Below are 17,601 nucleotides of genomic sequence, written 5' to 3'. Positions count from 1 at the left end.
TGTGAAAATTTTTATTAAACATTAACCAACCCTTTATACTAAAAAAACCAGCTATTGCTGGTTTTTTTAGTATAAAAATGAATTTTAATTATTTTTTAGTCTGATGCGACGCTTGCAAATCTGCCAGATCAACTGGAATTTTCACTGTTTCATCAAGATAGGGATCTGGTAATTCATAATTTTTAGGTAAATCATCTATCGTTTTTAATGGTGCTTTCCCTTGTCGAGCAAAGCGTTCATTAATACGACTTAATTTAATTGTGTCCGCTTCTCGATTTTCCTTTTCACGCTTAACATAATTAAGCGAAATAATATTTTTACTCGCCTTCATAGCGCGATAGCGGGCAATATCTTCCTCAATATATTTAAACTCAGGATTTTTCGCTATGCGTTCCTTGTAATTAGCAATTAAATTAGCAACATATTGGCTAATATTACCGACAACACTATAGCTAGCAGGCATAATGCTATCCCAAGGTAAGGCATTATCTTCAAAATTCTCACCCGTTTCAGCTGGATCGATACCCGTTGGCATAACGATATCCGGTGTAACACCTTTGCGCTGGGTACTACCACCATTGATGCGGTAAAACTTCTGAATAGTATATTGGACAGAACCTAAAGCCGGCCAATCTGGACGTAACATATGATCATAGACACGACTTAAAGGATGATATTGCTGAACGGTACCCTTACCAAAAGATGATTCTCCAACTATTAACGCACGACCATAATCCTGCATTGCAGCAGCAAAAATTTCTGACGCTGATGCACTAAAGCGATCAATTAATACCGTAAGTGGGCCTTTATAATAAACGACATCATCATCATCCACATCCTGACGAATTTTACCGTTGTTATCACGTACCTGAACAACTGGACCACTTGGAATAAATAAACCAGATAATGATACTGCTTCAGTTAAAGCACCACCGCCATTGCCACGTAAATCAATGACAAGTGCCGTGACATGACTTTTAGCCATTTTTTGTAACTGTGTTTTAACGTCATTAGTTAATCCAACGTAAAAACCGGGAATATCAAGTACGCCAACTTTTTTCTTGCCAACATTTTTGATCGTGAGTTTCACCGCCCTATCTTCCAGTCGAATATGCTCACGAATTAATGTCACGCTATGAGGCTTGGCGCGTTTCGAATCTGAAATAACTTCAAGGCGTACCTTACTACCTTTAGGTCCTTTGATAAGGGCAACAACATCATCTAGTCGCCAGCCAACAACATCTGTCATCGACTTACCCGTTTGGCCTACACCAATAATCTTATCGCCGACCTTTAATAATTTACTTTTTGCTGCCGGACCACCTGCCACCATTGAGTTGATAATAATATAATCTTCATCTTGCCGAAGTACTGCACCTATTCCCTCCAATGACAAACTCATTTCTGAGTTAAACTGTTCGGTATTACGAGGAGAGAGATAGTTAGTATGCGGATCTATTTCTCTAGCAAAAGCATTCATAATCAACTGAAAAACATCTTCACTTTGCGTTTGCGCAAGACGTTTTAATGCAAAATTATAGCGTTTTGTTAATATTGGCTTAATTTCGCTATCATTTTTACCTGACAACTTAAGATTCAACCAATCAAACTTAACTTTTGCATCCCACAGCTTATTTAGCTCCTCAACGGTTTTAGGCCAAGGCGCTTTACTTCTATCAACTTCAATGACATCGTTATTAGCAAAATCTAGCGGCATATTAAGCCGCGATAAAGCATATTGAAAACGTTCATAGCGACGCTGTTGAGCTAAATTAAATATTGCATAAAGCTCATTTAGATGACCGGTTTCAAGCTGCTGTCCTACTTTGCTTTTCTCACTAGCAAATTTGTCAATATCCGATTGTAAAAAAACATTATGGCTATAATCCAACAGATTTAAATAACGAGCAAAAATCTTACTAGAAAAGTTTTCATCCAAATTAAATTGACGATAGTGAGAACGAGTAAAACGTGAAACAACTCTTTCGCTAATAATGGCATGCTGGCGTTCCTGTTGAAGCTGAGGAAGCTTCTGAGTTGTTATTAGTGTTGGAGGCGCTACAGTATCTGCGAATGATGTAGCCATTGCAGTTATACCAAACACAAAAGCCAGTTTAATATAATTATTCATGCCGTGATTGGCCTCCGTATCAGAACTTTAAATGCTCAGCGCGTACGATCATTGCCAATCCTGTCGGCAATTGTACCCGAACACCATCCTTAGCTATCTCAAGCACTGACGCATCTACGATACTTTGGCCAACCATAACCTTTAATACTTGACCAACTTTTAATGTAGAAATATCCGTTACAGACTGTAATTTGGCTAGATTGGCCATTTTACTATTATGAGTTTTTTTAGCTTGATTTTTAGAATAAGAATGATGTTTATGTTTTTTATTTATTTCCTTAGTCTTAGTCGTTGAGCGAGAAGACTCACTTTTCTTACTAGAAGTTGCCGATAAGATCTTTTCGTTGTCTACCTTCTGGACTTTCTGTTGAAATTCCCGTTTTCTTACTTTTTGCTCTGTTCGTTGAGCCTGAATACGAGCCTTTGCATCCATTAGCTGCTGACGCGCATACTCCACATGTTCTGATTCCAGATCACCACAATCATTGCCATCCAAATCAACACGTTTAGCACCTTCTTTGACACCATACAGATAACGCCAACTAGAAGTATACATTCTCAAAGCAGATCGCAATTGGGTTTTACTGATACCATCCTCTTCAGTAAGTCTTGCCACAATATCCTGAAAGATTCCAATCTTCAGTGGACGAGCCTCACCTTCAGCAATAAAGCATTGAGGAAAACGCTTAGCCAAAAAAGCAATTATTTCTTTACTACTATTCAACTTAGGTTGATTTTCCATGAAATTTCCTGATTACAACGGTTTTGCCAACCAACGCAGGCATGAACAGGCGATATTATAATAGCGTTGCAGACAATTGCCACGCAAACCAACTGTTAAATTACATTAATTTGTGGATATTTTGGTATAACACACGCTTTCAAGTGGTTACAAAGTATTACAACTAAGGCTTTCAGACCATTTTCATCCTCTTCATCAAAACGATCAAAAATAGGACTATCAATATCTAATACGCCAATTAACTGTCCATTGACTGCTAGCGGCAAAACTATCTCTGAACGACTGAGACTATCGCAAGCAATGTGCCCAGTAAAAGAATGGACATTAGCAATACGCTGTACTTTATTTTCCATAAAAGCAGTCCCACAAACACCTTTTCCTTGCGCAATACGTACACATGCGACCTTGCCCTGAAAAGGGCCAAGCACAAGCGTATCATGACTTTTCAGATAAAACCCTAGCCAATTAATATTATCCAATCTTTCAAACAGCAGTGCACTCGTATTTGCAAGCGTGGCAATAAAATCATATTCACCTGCAATTAAGCTAGTTAAATCACATGAAAGATCATGATAAAAAACTTTTTTTCCCATAACATCCCGTTTGTCAAATTCTACATATACTCATCTGGTAGATAAATCACCAATATGGCGATTTTTTATCTCTCTAGGTTAACAATTCGCTATATTAATCGTTATGTTTTTTAACTTATTGTAATTTAACTGGCCGGTCAAATCACACAATAAATGAAAATTAATTCAAATTTTAGCTAATTATTAAATATGAAAAAAGTTTCAATAAAAAAATTATAAGCATTTTCAGTAATAACATATAACAAAAAAACCGGCGATAATCATTTTCGGCTATCTTTTTATTCTATTAACCTAAGCCCTATTTGTATTTAAATTAGCAATATTGATTCATCGCAATTTATTTGTAATTTAGTCGCTTATAATTTCGTCTAAGGTACATTTTTCATTAACATAAAAGTTATTTAAAACTGTTAGTTTTCAATAAGTAATAGTAAAAAAGCCACCCGTTTACCACCATCCCAATAATTTTGGAAAAGCGTTCCATTTATACTATTCTAAAAACTTAAAGTATCTATAGCGATTTGTTAACATTTTAAATAATTAGTGGGGATCACAGATGAAGAGAGCAAAACTAAAAATTTCCACCTACGTTATTGATGATGCACTCTTGGCTGACGCAGCTGAAAACACTATCAGTATCCCTTGTGAATCAGATACTGAATTTTGTATGCAACTTGATGGCTGGGATGAAAATACAAGCATTCCGGCCACACTAGATAATAAACCTGTTCTTCTCTATCGCCAGTACTATGATAAAAAAAAGCATCATTGGATTATGAGAATAGTTTAGTCATATCAGAATTAAAAAAGAGACCGAGCTAATTCCAATACTCGGTCTTGGGAAATGGCTCTAGAGAGCCGTGCGCTAAAATTTGTCATAGAGACGTAACAAAATGCAATTTAATACTAGCTGTCAGTTACAAAATTAGCTAGTGATAAAAACATATTCATTACATTAAATTAACATTAATTGTTCTCATAGAATAAAATATTTACTAGCCAAAAATTAAATTTGAATTGCCCTTACTTTCTCTCAAATTCGAAATATATTCGGTATGTTTTCTTAATGTTGACAGTCACCAAAATTAATAATTTTTTAAAAAATCGAATTCGTTTAAATAAAATTACAAGCAAAACTATTTCGATAGAAATTATAAGGCAAACAATAATTTTTAATTAGTTTTTACAAAGATTTTGCGCGGTTTTGAGTATCGGAGTGATGTCTATTTTCTGCTGTGATAAATCTGCCGGTTTGAGTAATATAGTAGAAAGTGGTGATGCGATAATTTCACGCTTTTTCATCTGCTCTGCCGCTATACTATTAAGAGGATATTGCATTAAGGTACTAGGATTTATAACCAATAATGCGCCATTGGTGCGACACTCAAGCATTACTTCCTCGCGCTTAAAAATCCATTTATCACCAAACTGTTTTTTACTAACCGTTATAATGGGTGGGGATGAAATTACCGGAAAAGAGACTGTTATTGTTAATAGTAATACCAACCTACTAAACTTTACCATATCAATATTTCCTTATAATTCATAATAATGAGATACAATTACTTACAATATCATTCATATTATCAGAAATAATTTTTATAACCGTTTTTTATTTTTGAATTGTTTAAAAAAGATAAAATAAAATGCTAAATGATAGTAGAGAAAATAAATTTCCCACTGGTGCTCAAAGTGGGAAGTTATAAATTAAACATGCACAGCGCTAGACATTGCTTTCAACTCTTTATCTAATAAAAATAGTGATTTACCATCTTCGCCAACTAACTCAAACTTATCCAAAATTGATTTGAATAACTTTTCTTCTTCATGTTGTTCTGCAACATACCACTGCAAAAAATTAAATGTCGAGTAGTCTTGCATCTCCAATGCCAGATGTACAAGAGCATTAATTTCATGTGTAATATTTTGTTCATGTTGATAGGTTTTTTCAAAAACCTCTTTTACAGAATTAAATTCCGCAGGCGGGGCATCAATTTGACCTAATATCGGCATTTCACCAGTATCGCTAAGATAATTAAATAAACGTTGCATATGCCCCATCTCTTCCTGAGAATGCGTTTTTAAAAACACCGCGGCCCCTTCAAAACCTTTATAATTACACCATGCACTCATTTGCAGATAGAAATTTGCTGAAAAAAACTCTAAGTTAAGCTGTTTATTTAATTTTTTAACCATCTCTTGCTGTAACATTGTTCACACTTCCTATGTTTTTAAATAAAGTTCAATTTTATTATCTTCAGTTATACCAATGATAAAGGTGTTGTAATTAAAATAAAACTAAAATTAACCATTATTTGATCAAAATAATGGCCTAAAATAGAACACTTTCATTACAATCACTATTAAAATATTATAGAAATAATAAATAGTTACATATTTATTCAAGACAAACTATGTCTCGTTTACTAAACTTAATGTAGAAATCATATTTGATGGGGTCGAAAATACGAGTATGAGCTACAATCTCGCCGAATTGGCAAAAGAGGAGAGGGAAAAACTAAATCTTGATCTTGCCGCTGCAAGTGTTGCATTTAAGGAAAGATACAATATGCCGGTTATTGCCGATAGAGTTGAAGCAGAGCAAGCGGTGCATTTGCGAGAGCATTTTCGTAAGCGGCTTAAGCTATTTCGCAAAATTTCTCATACTCTGGAGCAATTACCTTACGATCCGCGAAAAGGCTAATATAAAAAATAACCATAAATGTTAATATGCTAACAACTTTTTGCTGTTAATTTATTAATCGCTAATCGCTTTTAATTTGATAAGTAATGGTTTCATCCTGGCAATTAACAATCACCTGATAGCTAACATCTTTTTTCTTACCCCTAACGCTCAAAGGGATTCTATAACCATGTTTGATTGCTGTAATGCTATTATTATTTATCCATGCAACTACATTCGAACCACCAAGTAACTTTTTATCCTTATTCCAGTATGGCAAGCGAGTTTGAATAAAATCATTCTTCACTTTTGCGCCAATTTGCTGCGGGTTTAAATTATCACAATTGATGAATTTAGCCGTTCTTCCCTCACTAATTTCAATATCCTGAGCTGTTATTGAAAAAGATAATAACGTGGATAATATCATAGCTAGCAACATACAAAGCATCTTCATCACTTTCATTTACTCCTAAACATTTTCTTATGAAAAGTAAGTATAATTAGAGGTGTAAAGGCATATCCATCATATCAACAATATGCAATAACATAAAAAATGTTATTTCTCTTATTTAAGGTCGTTATCAGTTTGCTTTTTAACCGCATGCTTTGCACGGATCTCCTTAGCGACTAAAGCAATCGCTTCCCCACTACTCATTCCATCAGCCATCAATTGATGAATACGTTCAGCAGCTTCTTGTTGCTCCTGATGATTTAACGTTGGCATATCTGAAAACATTTATTTTTCACTCATTTTTTATTTAAACATCATTATCAATATAACATTAGCATAGTTTGACCTATGAAAAACGTTATTTTATGGTAGTATATTCGTTAATAACCCTTATCGTTGCCTAATAAATATGCGCCTGCAAAAAATTCAATTACCTTATTCATTAGATGCCGCTTTAAACTATTTTAATGCTATCGCCAACCAGCCATGGGCGATGTTATTACATTCGGGTAATGCAAGCCATCCACATAACCGTTTTGATATTGTAGTCGCTGATCCAGTAACCACGTTAGAAACAAGAGACAGTATCACGCAAATTCACCGTGAAAATGAAAAAATCAGCTCAGAACTTGATCCATTTGAGCTATTAAAAAGTGAAATGCAACATTTGAATCTCACTTTCACAGTGAATAGCGATCTTCCTTTCCAAGGGGGAGCTTTAGGTATATGGGGCTATGATTTAGGCCGGCGAATAGAAATTCTGCCGGAACTTGCTAAGAAAGAATTAAGCTTTCCCGATATGGCGATCGGTGTTTATCTTTGGGCATTAATTGTTGATCACCATAAAAAAATAGTAACTTTGCTCAGTTATCAAAATGTTGAACAACGCTTGTCATGGTTAGAAAACCAAACGAAAATACCAACTGAACAGTTTCAAATGTGTGAACCATGGCAAAGTAACATGTCAAGACAGCAATATCACCATAAAATTAGCCAAATTCATCAATATTTGCGCGATGGTGATTGTTACCAAATTAATTTAGCGCAACGTTTTAAAGCCAAATATCAGGGTAATGAATGGGAAACGTTTCTTAAACTTAATCAAAATAATCAGGCACCCTTCTCCGCCTTCATTCGTTTAGAACAACATTGCGTGCTCAGTGTATCCCCTGAACGTTTTCTTTGGCTGAACGACAATTCAATTCAAACCCGTCCAATCAAAGGCACATTGCCTAGGCTGACTGATGCCCAAGAAGATCAAAAACAGATAAAACGTTTACAATTATCAACCAAAGATCGCGCTGAAAACGTAATGATAGTTGATTTATTGCGTAATGATATTGGTAAAGTTGCAATACCAGGAACAGTCAGTGTACCAGAACTTTTTGTGGTTGAATCTTTTCCGGCTATTCATCATTTAGTTAGCACTATTGTTGCACAATTGCCTTCTAGCTATCATCCCACTGAGCTATTAAAAGCCTGCTTTCCAGGCGGCTCAATTACCGGCGCGCCGAAAATACGTTCAATGGAAATTATTGATGAACTTGAACCTCATCGTCGTCATAGTTACTGCGGAGCAATTGGCTATATCAGTTTCTGCGGTACGATGGATACAAACATCAGCATACGTACCTTATTAACTGAAAATCAAAACCTTTATTGTTGGGCAGGCGGTGGAATTGTGGCAGATAGTACCGCCGAAAAAGAGTATCAAGAGACTTTTGATAAACTGAGTAGAATATTACCCGTATTAGAAAATAATCAATGTTAATGAATATGTTAGATAATTTTATTAACCGATTTCAATTAATATTACCTATCGCCACTGGTACCGCTCAACCTGTTAATACCGATAGCGCAAAAAAAAGTGCCGCTGTACTATTACCCATTATTTGCAAACCTGAACCCACTCTGCTATTTACCAAAAGAACTGATAACTTGCGCCTTCATGCTAGTCAGATTTCTTTTCCTGGTGGCGCTCGTGAACCCGATGATCATAATTTAATTGAAACGGCCTTACGTGAATCTTATGAAGAAATTAATATTTTGCCAAATCAGGTGCAGATCCTCGGAAAAATGCAGCCAATAAAAAGCCATAGTGGCTATTTAGTGACGCCTATTGTTGGATTACTATCAACAAAGGTTTCTTATTACAAAAATCCAGCCGAAGTAGCCGCTATTTTTGAAGTCCCACTGAAGCACGCCCTCACCTTAACTCATCATCATTCCATTATGATCAATAATGCAGGCCATAAAAAGCGTCTGTTCTTTTATCGCTACAATCAATATCTAATTTGGGGATTAACTGCAACAATTCTCAATAAATTGGCCCTACAACTTGTTTAAAATAGGCAAAAAATAAAAAATCTTTTTATTTTACATTTTATTCACTGCTACTGGTATATTTCAAAAAAACGATAAACTGGCAATCTATTATAACACGGTAATATTACAACCATAACATTTAGTCTTAAGTGATTACTTTATCGTTTTTATTTTTCCAGGGGGTTCTTAGTGATCAGTGTTTTCGATATGTTTAAAGTAGGTATTGGCCCATCCAGTTCTCATACCGTTGGTCCAATGAAAGCGGGTAAAGAATTTGTCGATCAATTGGTAGAAAAAAATTTACTTTCCTCCGTCACTCGTATCGCTGTTGATATTTATGGTTCACTTTCATTAACCGGAAAGGGACATCATACTGATATTGCTATTATTATGGGTTTAGCGGGTAATTTGCCAGCAACCGTTGATATTGAATCAATTGCAGATTTTATTGCCAATGTTGAGCAAACTGAACGTTTATCTTTAGCAAATACAAGCCATTATGTTGATTTTCCACGCCAAGGCGGGATAAATTTTCATTATAATAATTTACCATTACATGAAAATGGTATGACCATTACCGCTTTCAATAATGATAAGCAAATATTCAGTAAAACATATTACTCGATAGGTGGCGGCTTCATTGTTGATGAAGAACATTTTGGCCAACAAATATCTACTAATAAAAAAGTACCCTATGCCTATAACTCAGCAGCTGAACTGTTACTTCATTGTAAGAAAACCGGTTTATCTGTTTCTAGTCTTATGATGAAAAACGAATTAGCGCTGCATACGAAAGAAGAAATTGACCACTATTTTGCTAATATTTGGCATACCATGCAGGCTTGTATCGATAGAGGGCTTAATACTGAAGGTATTTTACCCGGCCCGCTTCGCGTCCCCCGACGCGCGCCGGCATTACATCGCGTGCTGACCGCTTCCCAAAAAATGTCCAATGACCCAATGGATGTCGTTGATCTGATCAATATGTTTGCATTAGCGGTCAACGAAGAAAATGCCGTCGGTGGTCGTGTCGTAACAGCACCCACTAATGGTGCCTGCGGCATCGTTCCTGCTGTGTTAGCTTACTATGATCATTGTATAGAACCTATTACACCGGCTCTTTACAATCGTTACTTTTTAGCTTCAGGGGCAATTGGTATTCTTTACAAAATGAATGCCTCTATATCAGGTGCTGAAGTCGGCTGCCAAGGTGAAGTCGGTGTTGCCTGTTCAATGGCCGCTGCTGGATTAACGGAATTGCTGGGTGGTAATCCTGAACAAGTCTGTATTGCCGCTGAAATTGGTATGGAGCATAATTTAGGTCTTACCTGTGACCCGGTTGCAGGGCAAGTTCAAGTCCCTTGCATTGAACGTAATGCAATTGCGTCAGTAAAAGCTATTAATGCGGCAAGAATGGCATTACGTAGAACAAGTGAACCCCGCATTTCTTTAGATAAAGTTATCGAGACCATGTATGAAACAGGTAAAGATATGAATGCTAAATACCGTGAAACTTCTCGCGGAGGTTTAGCTATTAAAGTTCAGTGTGATTAATTTATCACGCATCTTAAAATATATTCCTTATCGTTTATAACCCTTTCCATAAAAAGGGTTATTTTTATTTATTACACATTTTTATAGCCAATTAGTTAAAAATCTTACCTGTATTAAAGTACAGTTTATATCTATAGAATTGCAAATTAAATTCTATTATTATTTCATACAAGATAATAACAACTATAACAAAATCAACTTGCTTGATAAAAGTTATCTTTCTCTAAATATATTTATATATATTTTAAATTTTCTGATCAGCGGCATATTTTTTCTTATATTTAAATGATAATCTATAAATTAATTAGTTTTAATAATGGTTAATGCTTTATAACATGAAAAACTATTCATATTAGTGATTATTTGATTGTATTCATCCGTCAACGGAGAGTACACTCTAATAATCATTTTTATTATTTAACCTACTTCTTAAGGGGAAAAGTAGTGAGTGTAGCTATTATAATTAGCACTCATGGTGTTGCTGCAAAACAGTTGCTCATGACCGCTGAAATGTTGATTGGCGAACAACAAAATATCGCTTATATCGATTTTGTTCCAGGTGAAAACGCTGATACATTAATTGAAAAATATAATCAAAAGCTTAATGAGCTCGATGTTTCTCAAGGTGTGTTATTTTTAGTAGATATGTGGGGAGGCAGTCCATTTAACGCCGCTAGTCGAATTATTGAAAGTAAAGATAAAGACAAATATGATATAGTTACCGGAGTTAACGTCCCCATGTTAGTTGCTACGTTACTATCCCGTGATGATGATCCTACTTTTAGTGAATTAGTCAACACTGCTATTGAAACCGGTCGCAGTGAAATTAAAGCGCTCAACAATCAGCAGACTAGCGATAAACCGCAAAATTCACCGACGCCAGCTCCCCCTCCAAAGGTAACCAATTCAGCTACGCAAGGCCATATGTTTATTGCCCTTGCACGAATTGATGATCGTTTAATTCATGGTCAAGTGGCTACTCGCTGGACCAAAGAGACAAAAGTTAAACGTATTATCGTAGTCAGTAATGAAGTTGCTAAAGATCATGTTCGTTCCACCTTATTAAAACAAGTTGCGCCACCGGGTGTCACTGCGCATGTGGTCGACGTAGAAAAATGTATTCGTGTCTACAATAATCCTAAGTATGCCGGTGAACGCGTTATGCTGTTATTTACCAATCCAACAGACGTTTTACGCCTTGTGGACGGCGGTGTCGAAATAAAGTCTGTTAATATTGGTGGCATGGCATACCGTGAAGGTAAAACACAGGTTAACAATGCAATCTCAATCGATAATGAGGATATTGATGCTTTCAATCAATTATCCAAACGAGGCATTGAACTTGAAGCGCGTAAAGTTTCTAGTGACAACAAACTGGATATGTTAGCTCTTATCAAAAAAGCAAAAAACTGAGTTTCCTTTTTTGGTTATCCATTCACGATTTAAAAATAGATTCACCAACGTTGTTGGTTACAGGAGATAAACAATGGAGCTTACCGTTGTTCAAATCATACTCGTTTTCCTTGTTGCCTGTATTGCAGGTATGGGTTCTGTACTAGATGAATTCCAATTTCATCGTCCTTTAATTGCTTGTACACTAATTGGTCTCGTACTTGGTGATCTAAAAACAGGGATAATTATCGGCGGCACGCTGGAAATGATCGCGCTCGGATGGATGAATATCGGTGCGGCCATGGCTCCCGATGCCGCCCTAGCCTCAATTATTTCTACCATTCTGGTTATTGCCGGCGGGCAGGATATTGGTACCGGTATTGCATTAGCAATTCCTTTAGCTGCCGCAGGACAAGTATTGACCGTTATTGTTCGGACAATCACTGTTGCATTCCAACATGCATCTGATCGCGCTGCATTATCTGCTAATTTACGTGCATTAACCATAATTCATATTTTAGCTCTGTTACTACAGGCTATGCGTATTGCTATTCCTTCTTTAATTGTTGCTATCTCTGTAGGTACTTCAGAAGTCCAACACCTACTGGATTCAATTCCTGAGGTTGTCACTAAAGGGTTGAATATTGCTGGCGGTATGATCGTTGTTGTCGGTTACGCTATGGTAATCAATATGATGCGTGCAGGTTATCTAATGCCATTCTTCTACTTGGGCTTTGTAACTGCTGCATTTACCAATTTCAACCTAGTTGCACTAGGCGTGATTGGTGTTGTGATGGCTATTCTCTATATTCAACTCAGTCCAAAATACAACCAATCACAAATTGCTGCTTCGCAAAGTAACGGCAATAGTGATTTAGATAATGAATTAGATTAATTAAGGAATGTAATAATGGCAGATACAACTTCAGTAAACCAAACAAATCTAAAAAAGCTTACTGCTGGTGATATTCGCGGAGTTTTTTTACGTTCCAATCTTTTTCAAGGATCGTGGAACTTTGAACGTATGCAAGCCCTGGGCTTTTGTTTTTCAATGATCCCAGTGATCCGCCGTTTATACCCTGAAAACAGTGAAGAACGTAAACAAGCCATTAAACGCCATCTTGAGTTTTTTAATACTCATCCTTATGTAGCAGCGCCTGTTTTAGGTGTTACCATAGCGATGGAAGAGCAAAGAGCTAATGGCGCGGATATCGATGATGGTGCAATTAATGGTATCAAAGTAGGTTTAATGGGCCCTCTAGCGGGCGTTGGTGACCCTATTTTTTGGGGCACAGTACGTCCAGTTTTTGCGGCTCTAGGCGCCGGAATTGCAATGTCAGGTAGTCTACTAGGACCGCTACTATTTTTTATTTTGTTTAATTTAGTTCGCTTATTAACCCGTTATTACGGTGTTACCTATGGCTATAAAAAAGGGCTCGATATTGTTCATGACATGGGGGGTGGCTTTTTACAAAAAATGACCGAAGGTGCTTCTATCCTAGGGCTATTTGTCATGAGCGCATTAGTCAATAAGTGGACTAATGTTAATATCCCTTTAGTCGTATCAGAGATAAAAAATCCCAATACTGGTGAGGTAACAATTACCACCGTACAAACTATCCTTAATCAATTAATGCCGGGTTTAGTGCCATTATTACTAACCTTTGGTTGTATGTGGTTATTGAGACGCAAGGTTAATCCACTATGGATTATCATTGGTTTCTTTATTCTAGGCATCGTTGGCTATTGGGCTGGATTTTTAGGCTAACAGACTCAATTTCTTAATTGTCAATTGCGGGAGGTTGCAACCTCCCGTTTTTAATTTTATCTTTACAGCAGATTAATAATCGATTGGAGTCTTTGCTCATGAATATGAATAATATTGTATTGACTGTCTTGATCCTACTAATGCTAACTTATGCTATCTATGAAGAATTGATTGTTAACTTATTAAATGGAAAAACAAAATTAAAAATAAAGTTAAGGCGTAAAAATAGAATCGATGCCGTTATTTTTATTATACTGATCGCGATTGTTATTTATCATAATATTATTCAACATGGTAGTCAGCTAACAACCTATTTATTAATGATTACCATTATTATTGCTATTTACTTAACATTCATTCGTTATCCTAAGCTTTATTTTAAAGATAAAGGTTTTTACTACAATAATGTCTATATATTGTACGAAAATATTAAAACAATTAATTTATCGAAAGATGGAATATTAATAGTCGGTTTAGAAAAAAGAAAAATTTATATTGCTGTTAAACAGTTTGATGATTTAGATAAAATTTACAATTTTATGATCAATAATAAATAAATATAAATAATATTGTTAATTATTCTTATATATTTAATCAACTTGAATTATTATTTTTATTAAAAATTAAATGATATTAATTTTATAAATTAATAAAAATTTAAATAATTGCCTTTTATTATTTTTATGATATCTTTTGTGATAAGTCATTGGGGAGTAGCTTGTTCTAAATAAAATTGTCTATTAGCGATTAATTTAGAAATTTCATGTCAACATACTCGTTATGATCCATAACGTGGCATGAATACCTGACAAGGTTGGCGAGACCATAGGCATATTTTTACTCTAGGTTGGAAGTAAAAATATGTGTATGGATAACTTTCCAACTGAGACGGTATAATGAACTTATACGCAACCCTAGCTTTATCTCTTGCATTATCGATGGATGCTTTTGCTGCATCTGTTTGCAAAGGTGCTAGCTTGTTTAATCCCTCTTTACGTGAAGCAATAAGAACTGGTTTTATTTTTGGTATTATTGAGGCCATCACTCCCATCATTGGCTGGAGTTTGGGACTATTGGCCAGCCAGTATATTATTAAGTGGAATCATTGGATAGCGTTTAGTCTATTATTCATGTTGGGTAGCCAAATGATATATCAAAGTTACCATCATGCAAAAAACAATAGCAAACCTCAACCTATTCACTGCCACAATTCTTTTACCCTTATTGCTACTGCCTTAGCAACCAGTCTGGATGCAATGGCTATTGGTGTCAGTCTGGCCTTTTTGCAAATTAATATCATCCATACAGCGATGGCAATCGGACTAATGACCATGATTATGGCAACACTTGGAATATTATTAGGTCGTTATATTGGTCCATTATTAGGAAAAAAAGCCGAAATGATTGGCGGTGTTATCCTAATCATTATCGGATTTAGTATCGTTTATCAAAATATTTAATTTATTAAATAATTAATACACATCTATGTTTTTAATGCTTTTTTAGGTTAAAAATGATAGCAAACAGACACTAAACAATAAATTTTTTAACCATTACTAACAAAAATTATTAATTGAAAATCTTTAATGTGTAATATTTACTAACAAAATAGCTAACCATTTAATTGATTGATTACATTATTTTAAAATAAAATAGAATATATTATAGACTGATGATAATAATTTTTATTAATTACAAATGGCATTTTTTGCCTATCTATAAATATCAAAAATCATAAAATAGAACTTATAAATAAATCAATAATTCTTTACAGTTAGGCTATTTACCCACTGATTGTGGAAGGTGAACATGTCGGAAAATGTAATCAATGATATTGTTAATTGGCTAGAAAGCCAATTACAACGAAATGAAGGCATTAAGATTGATACCATTGCTAATAAAAGTGGTTATTCTAAATGGCATTTACAACGGATCTTTAAACAATTAAAAGGTTGCACTTTAGGTGAATGTGTTCGTAAACGTCGATTACTGGAAGCAGCCAGGTTATTACGAGAAGATAAATTTTCTATTTTGGATATAGCCCTACAATACGGTTTTAGTTCGCAAGCAACTTTTACCCGAATTTTTAAAAAACATTTTAATACTACACCGGCTAAATTTCGCCAAAATGGGCAGTTACCCGACTTTAATCAATTTATGGACTAATCTAGAATTATTAATTTTTAGACTTTAGTTATTATATGCCAGTCTAAATGCTGGCTTTACGGCTGTTTGCAATAAAATTATGCTTGAATATATCTCTTTCCAGCAATGGATGCTATTAATTAACAATCATTAATTTGATTCATGCTATTTCATTGACTAACCAATTTTCGAATTGTATAAGCTGCTGATGAAAATTTGGATATTGAAACTGGATCTCAGCGATTAATTGCTTAATTGTCGCTGGTTGGTATTTTTTGCCAATCAACTTTTGACTAAAAAGCTCTAATGGCGATGGATCTAAACTATCCGTATAAATTTTGCTAGTTGAAATTTTTCCTTTATCAATATCAAAATGAAGTTCAACTCCACCCCAGGCAAATCGGGTTTCAAGTATATGACTAAAAGCTGGCGCGTGACCAAAATTCCACTCCCAGCTAGATTGTTCAGCATAAATGTCAACAAAACCGGGTAAATCAGGCAAATTAGTTGGTGAAATTATTTCTGCCTTCACTACCTCATCATAATAGTTAAAAAAATTGTTTGCTAAGGCGTTACAAATTGCCTGATGACTAATCTGAACATCAATTTCAGCTAAATTCATTACCCTAGAACGTACGGAGGTAATTCCTTTACTAATTAATTTCTTCGGATCCGGATTTAAATAACTGGCTAAACGGTTTAAATCTGTATTAATAAGTAAAGTACCATGATGAAAACCGCGATCGTGTGTTTCAAAATAAGCTGATCCTGAAATTTTACGCTCACCATGGCCGGAATGGACAACTAGATCATTTCGACCTGAAACTTGAGCCTTTATCCCAACCTCAGCTAGTCCTGCAATAATAATTTGTGTTGAAATAGTTTTATCATAGGCTGGTTTACCCGCCATAAAGGTAAAACAGGTGTTTCCCAAATCATGAAAAACCGCACCACCACCACTGCGGCGGCGAGCTAATTTGACTCCATCTTGGGCCATTTTACGTGTATTACACTCTTTCCATGGATTTTGTGCCCGACCAATAACGACAGTATTATTATTGCGCCAAAGAAACATAATCCGCTGCTTGACTGACATTTGGCGAAAAATAGCCTCTTCAACAGCTAAATTAAACCAGGGATCAAATGATTCAGAAATAAGAAGACGTATTGAAGCCATAAGAATTTTGCCAGCCTATATTCATTTTGTTATAGCAAAAACCAAAAAGTTATTATAACTAAAAATGACACTTAAATACGGCGTGCCTGCCAGAAAACCTTGCGCCAGTATATATTGTTTAACGAAGAGCGAATAACACCTTTGCTAGTTGAGGCATGAATAAAAGTATTATCCGTATCATAAATACCAACATGTAGACCATTTTCACCTGAGCCGGTTTTAAAAAAAACCAAATCGCCCGGCATAAGATCCTTAATATTAATACGGGTGCCATAAGTGGTTTGAGCTATTGTCGTGCGCGGTAATTGAATGGCAAAACGATCACTAAAAGTTCGATAAACAAAGCCTGAACAATCAACTCCACTTGATGCTAAACCACCATAACGATATGGCGTACCATACCATTGTGATAGTTGTTCTTTAAGTTGAGCGATGGTCATAATAGGATCAGAAAGTTGGCTTTTTAACGGCGGAGCTGTTCTGTTTACTGAAGAAGAACAGCCAATTAAAGTAAGGTAAAATAAAAAAAGCAGGTGTTTAATTCTTATTAACATAAAGCACCTTTATCGCTTAATAGGATAATTAAATAGACTTTAATCAGTGTTTAATAAAAAACAAGTTTTTATTAATCGGTAATCGC

General features: G+C 35.3%; 20 protein-coding genes and 1 riboswitch. Of the genes, 11 read left to right on the top strand and 9 right to left on the bottom strand.

Translation table 11 applies throughout. The features are described from left to right. Window positions 1-88: 88 nt before the first annotated feature. From prc to WH390_RS05540, 3 genes are all read right to left on the bottom strand, one after another. Complete coding sequence (gene prc, locus WH390_RS05550; RefSeq protein WP_032115942.1) at window positions 89-2,131, bottom strand: carboxy terminal-processing peptidase; 2,043 nt, start codon at window positions 2,129-2,131, stop codon at window positions 89-91. A gap of 19 nt (window positions 2,132-2,150) precedes the next feature. Beyond that, window positions 2,151-2,873: an RNA chaperone ProQ gene (gene proQ / locus WH390_RS05545; protein ID WP_032115943.1), complete on the bottom strand. Its 723-nt coding sequence runs from the start codon at window positions 2,871-2,873 to the stop codon at window positions 2,151-2,153. A 95-nt stretch (window positions 2,874-2,968) separates the two neighbouring features. Continuing rightward, entirely contained in the window at window positions 2,969-3,466 is a 498-nt protein-coding gene (locus WH390_RS05540; protein ID WP_032115944.1) for a GAF domain-containing protein, read from the bottom strand. Between the two features lie 556 nt (window positions 3,467-4,022). Between WH390_RS05540 and WH390_RS05535 the strand changes: the two genes are divergently transcribed. Next, complete coding sequence (locus WH390_RS05535; RefSeq protein WP_032115945.1) at window positions 4,023-4,256, top strand: DUF1480 family protein; 234 nt, start codon at window positions 4,023-4,025, stop codon at window positions 4,254-4,256. A gap of 386 nt (window positions 4,257-4,642) precedes the next feature. On the opposite strand, the gene WH390_RS05530 is transcribed toward WH390_RS05535, so the two are convergent. Then, complete coding sequence (locus tag WH390_RS05530; RefSeq protein ID WP_032115946.1) at window positions 4,643-4,990, bottom strand: YebY family protein; 348 nt, start codon at window positions 4,988-4,990, stop codon at window positions 4,643-4,645. 183 nt (window positions 4,991-5,173) lie between these two features. Beyond that, window positions 5,174-5,677 carry a non-heme ferritin gene (gene ftnA, locus WH390_RS05525; RefSeq protein WP_032115947.1) on the bottom strand — a complete coding sequence of 168 codons (504 nt, stop codon included), beginning with the start codon at window positions 5,675-5,677 and terminating at the stop codon, window positions 5,174-5,176. Window positions 5,678-5,939: 262 nt separating this feature from the next. Between ftnA and WH390_RS05520 the strand changes: the two genes are divergently transcribed. Continuing rightward, complete coding sequence (locus tag WH390_RS05520; protein WP_032115948.1) at window positions 5,940-6,170, top strand: DNA polymerase III subunit theta; 231 nt, start codon at window positions 5,940-5,942, stop codon at window positions 6,168-6,170. A 61-nt stretch (window positions 6,171-6,231) separates the two neighbouring features. Here WH390_RS05520 and yebF read toward each other — a convergent pair whose 3' ends face one another. Further along, entirely contained in the window at window positions 6,232-6,603 is a 372-nt protein-coding gene (yebF, locus tag WH390_RS05515; protein WP_238565699.1) for a protein YebF, read from the bottom strand. Window positions 6,604-6,714: 111 nt separating this feature from the next. Then, complete coding sequence (locus WH390_RS05510) at window positions 6,715-6,885, bottom strand: YoaH family protein (protein WP_072012868.1); 171 nt, start codon at window positions 6,883-6,885, stop codon at window positions 6,715-6,717. A 124-nt stretch (window positions 6,886-7,009) separates the two neighbouring features. Between WH390_RS05510 and pabB the strand changes: the two genes are divergently transcribed. From pabB to WH390_RS05465, 9 genes are all read left to right on the top strand, one after another. Continuing rightward, window positions 7,010-8,371 (top strand): aminodeoxychorismate synthase component 1, encoded by a 1,362-nt coding sequence (pabB, locus tag WH390_RS05505; protein WP_032115950.1) that lies wholly within the window; start codon window positions 7,010-7,012, stop codon window positions 8,369-8,371. Further along, window positions 8,371-8,946, top strand: coding sequence for a CoA pyrophosphatase (locus tag WH390_RS05500; RefSeq protein ID WP_032116002.1), 576 nt, complete (start codon window positions 8,371-8,373; stop codon window positions 8,944-8,946). The genes pabB and WH390_RS05500 overlap by 1 nt, the downstream gene beginning before the upstream one ends. A 168-nt stretch (window positions 8,947-9,114) precedes the next feature. After that, on the top strand, window positions 9,115-10,479 hold the full coding sequence (locus WH390_RS05495; RefSeq protein ID WP_032115951.1) for an L-serine ammonia-lyase: 1,365 nt from the start codon (window positions 9,115-9,117) through the stop codon (window positions 10,477-10,479). Window positions 10,480-10,923: 444 nt separating this feature from the next. After that, window positions 10,924-11,892, top strand: a complete 969-nt coding sequence (gene manX / locus WH390_RS05490; protein ID WP_032115952.1) for a PTS mannose transporter subunit IIAB — start codon at window positions 10,924-10,926, stop codon at window positions 11,890-11,892. Window positions 11,893-11,965: 73 nt separating this feature from the next. Beyond that, a complete protein-coding gene (locus WH390_RS05485; protein ID WP_032115953.1) occupies window positions 11,966-12,766 on the top strand; it encodes a PTS mannose/fructose/sorbose transporter subunit IIC in 801 nt (266 codons plus the stop codon). A gap of 15 nt (window positions 12,767-12,781) precedes the next feature. Beyond that, on the top strand, window positions 12,782-13,639 hold the full coding sequence (locus tag WH390_RS05480) for a PTS mannose transporter subunit IID (RefSeq protein ID WP_032115954.1): 858 nt from the start codon (window positions 12,782-12,784) through the stop codon (window positions 13,637-13,639). Between the two features lie 98 nt (window positions 13,640-13,737). Continuing rightward, window positions 13,738-14,196: a DUF986 family protein gene (locus WH390_RS05475; protein ID WP_032115955.1), complete on the top strand. Its 459-nt coding sequence runs from the start codon at window positions 13,738-13,740 to the stop codon at window positions 14,194-14,196. A 139-nt stretch (window positions 14,197-14,335) separates the two neighbouring features. Next, a riboswitch (yybP-ykoY riboswitch) is annotated at window positions 14,336-14,454 on the top strand. 81 nt (window positions 14,455-14,535) lie between these two features. Further along, the gene (mntP, locus tag WH390_RS05470; RefSeq protein WP_032115956.1) at window positions 14,536-15,099 is read left to right on the top strand and encodes a manganese efflux pump MntP; all 564 of its coding nucleotides are present in this window, start codon (window positions 14,536-14,538) and stop codon (window positions 15,097-15,099) included. Between the two features lie 349 nt (window positions 15,100-15,448). Further along, entirely contained in the window at window positions 15,449-15,805 is a 357-nt protein-coding gene (locus WH390_RS05465; RefSeq protein ID WP_032115957.1) for a helix-turn-helix domain-containing protein, read from the top strand. A 139-nt stretch (window positions 15,806-15,944) separates the two neighbouring features. Here the strand turns inward: WH390_RS05465 and WH390_RS05460 are convergent, their stop codons facing one another. Both WH390_RS05460 and WH390_RS05455 read right to left on the bottom strand, forming a co-directional pair. Next, window positions 15,945-16,961: a lipoate--protein ligase gene (locus tag WH390_RS05460; RefSeq protein ID WP_032115958.1), complete on the bottom strand. Its 1,017-nt coding sequence runs from the start codon at window positions 16,959-16,961 to the stop codon at window positions 15,945-15,947. A 71-nt stretch (window positions 16,962-17,032) separates the two neighbouring features. Further along, window positions 17,033-17,515, bottom strand: a complete 483-nt coding sequence (locus WH390_RS05455; RefSeq protein WP_032115959.1) for a C40 family peptidase — start codon at window positions 17,513-17,515, stop codon at window positions 17,033-17,035. Between the last annotated feature and the right edge of the window lie 86 nt (window positions 17,516-17,601).

The organism is Candidatus Arsenophonus nilaparvatae, assembly GCF_045346035.1.
Taxonomy (GTDB): domain Bacteria; phylum Pseudomonadota; class Gammaproteobacteria; order Enterobacterales; family Enterobacteriaceae; genus Arsenophonus; species Arsenophonus nilaparvatae.
Note: the sequence above shows the minus strand (reverse complement) of the source record. Positions and strands in the feature narration are given on the sequence as shown.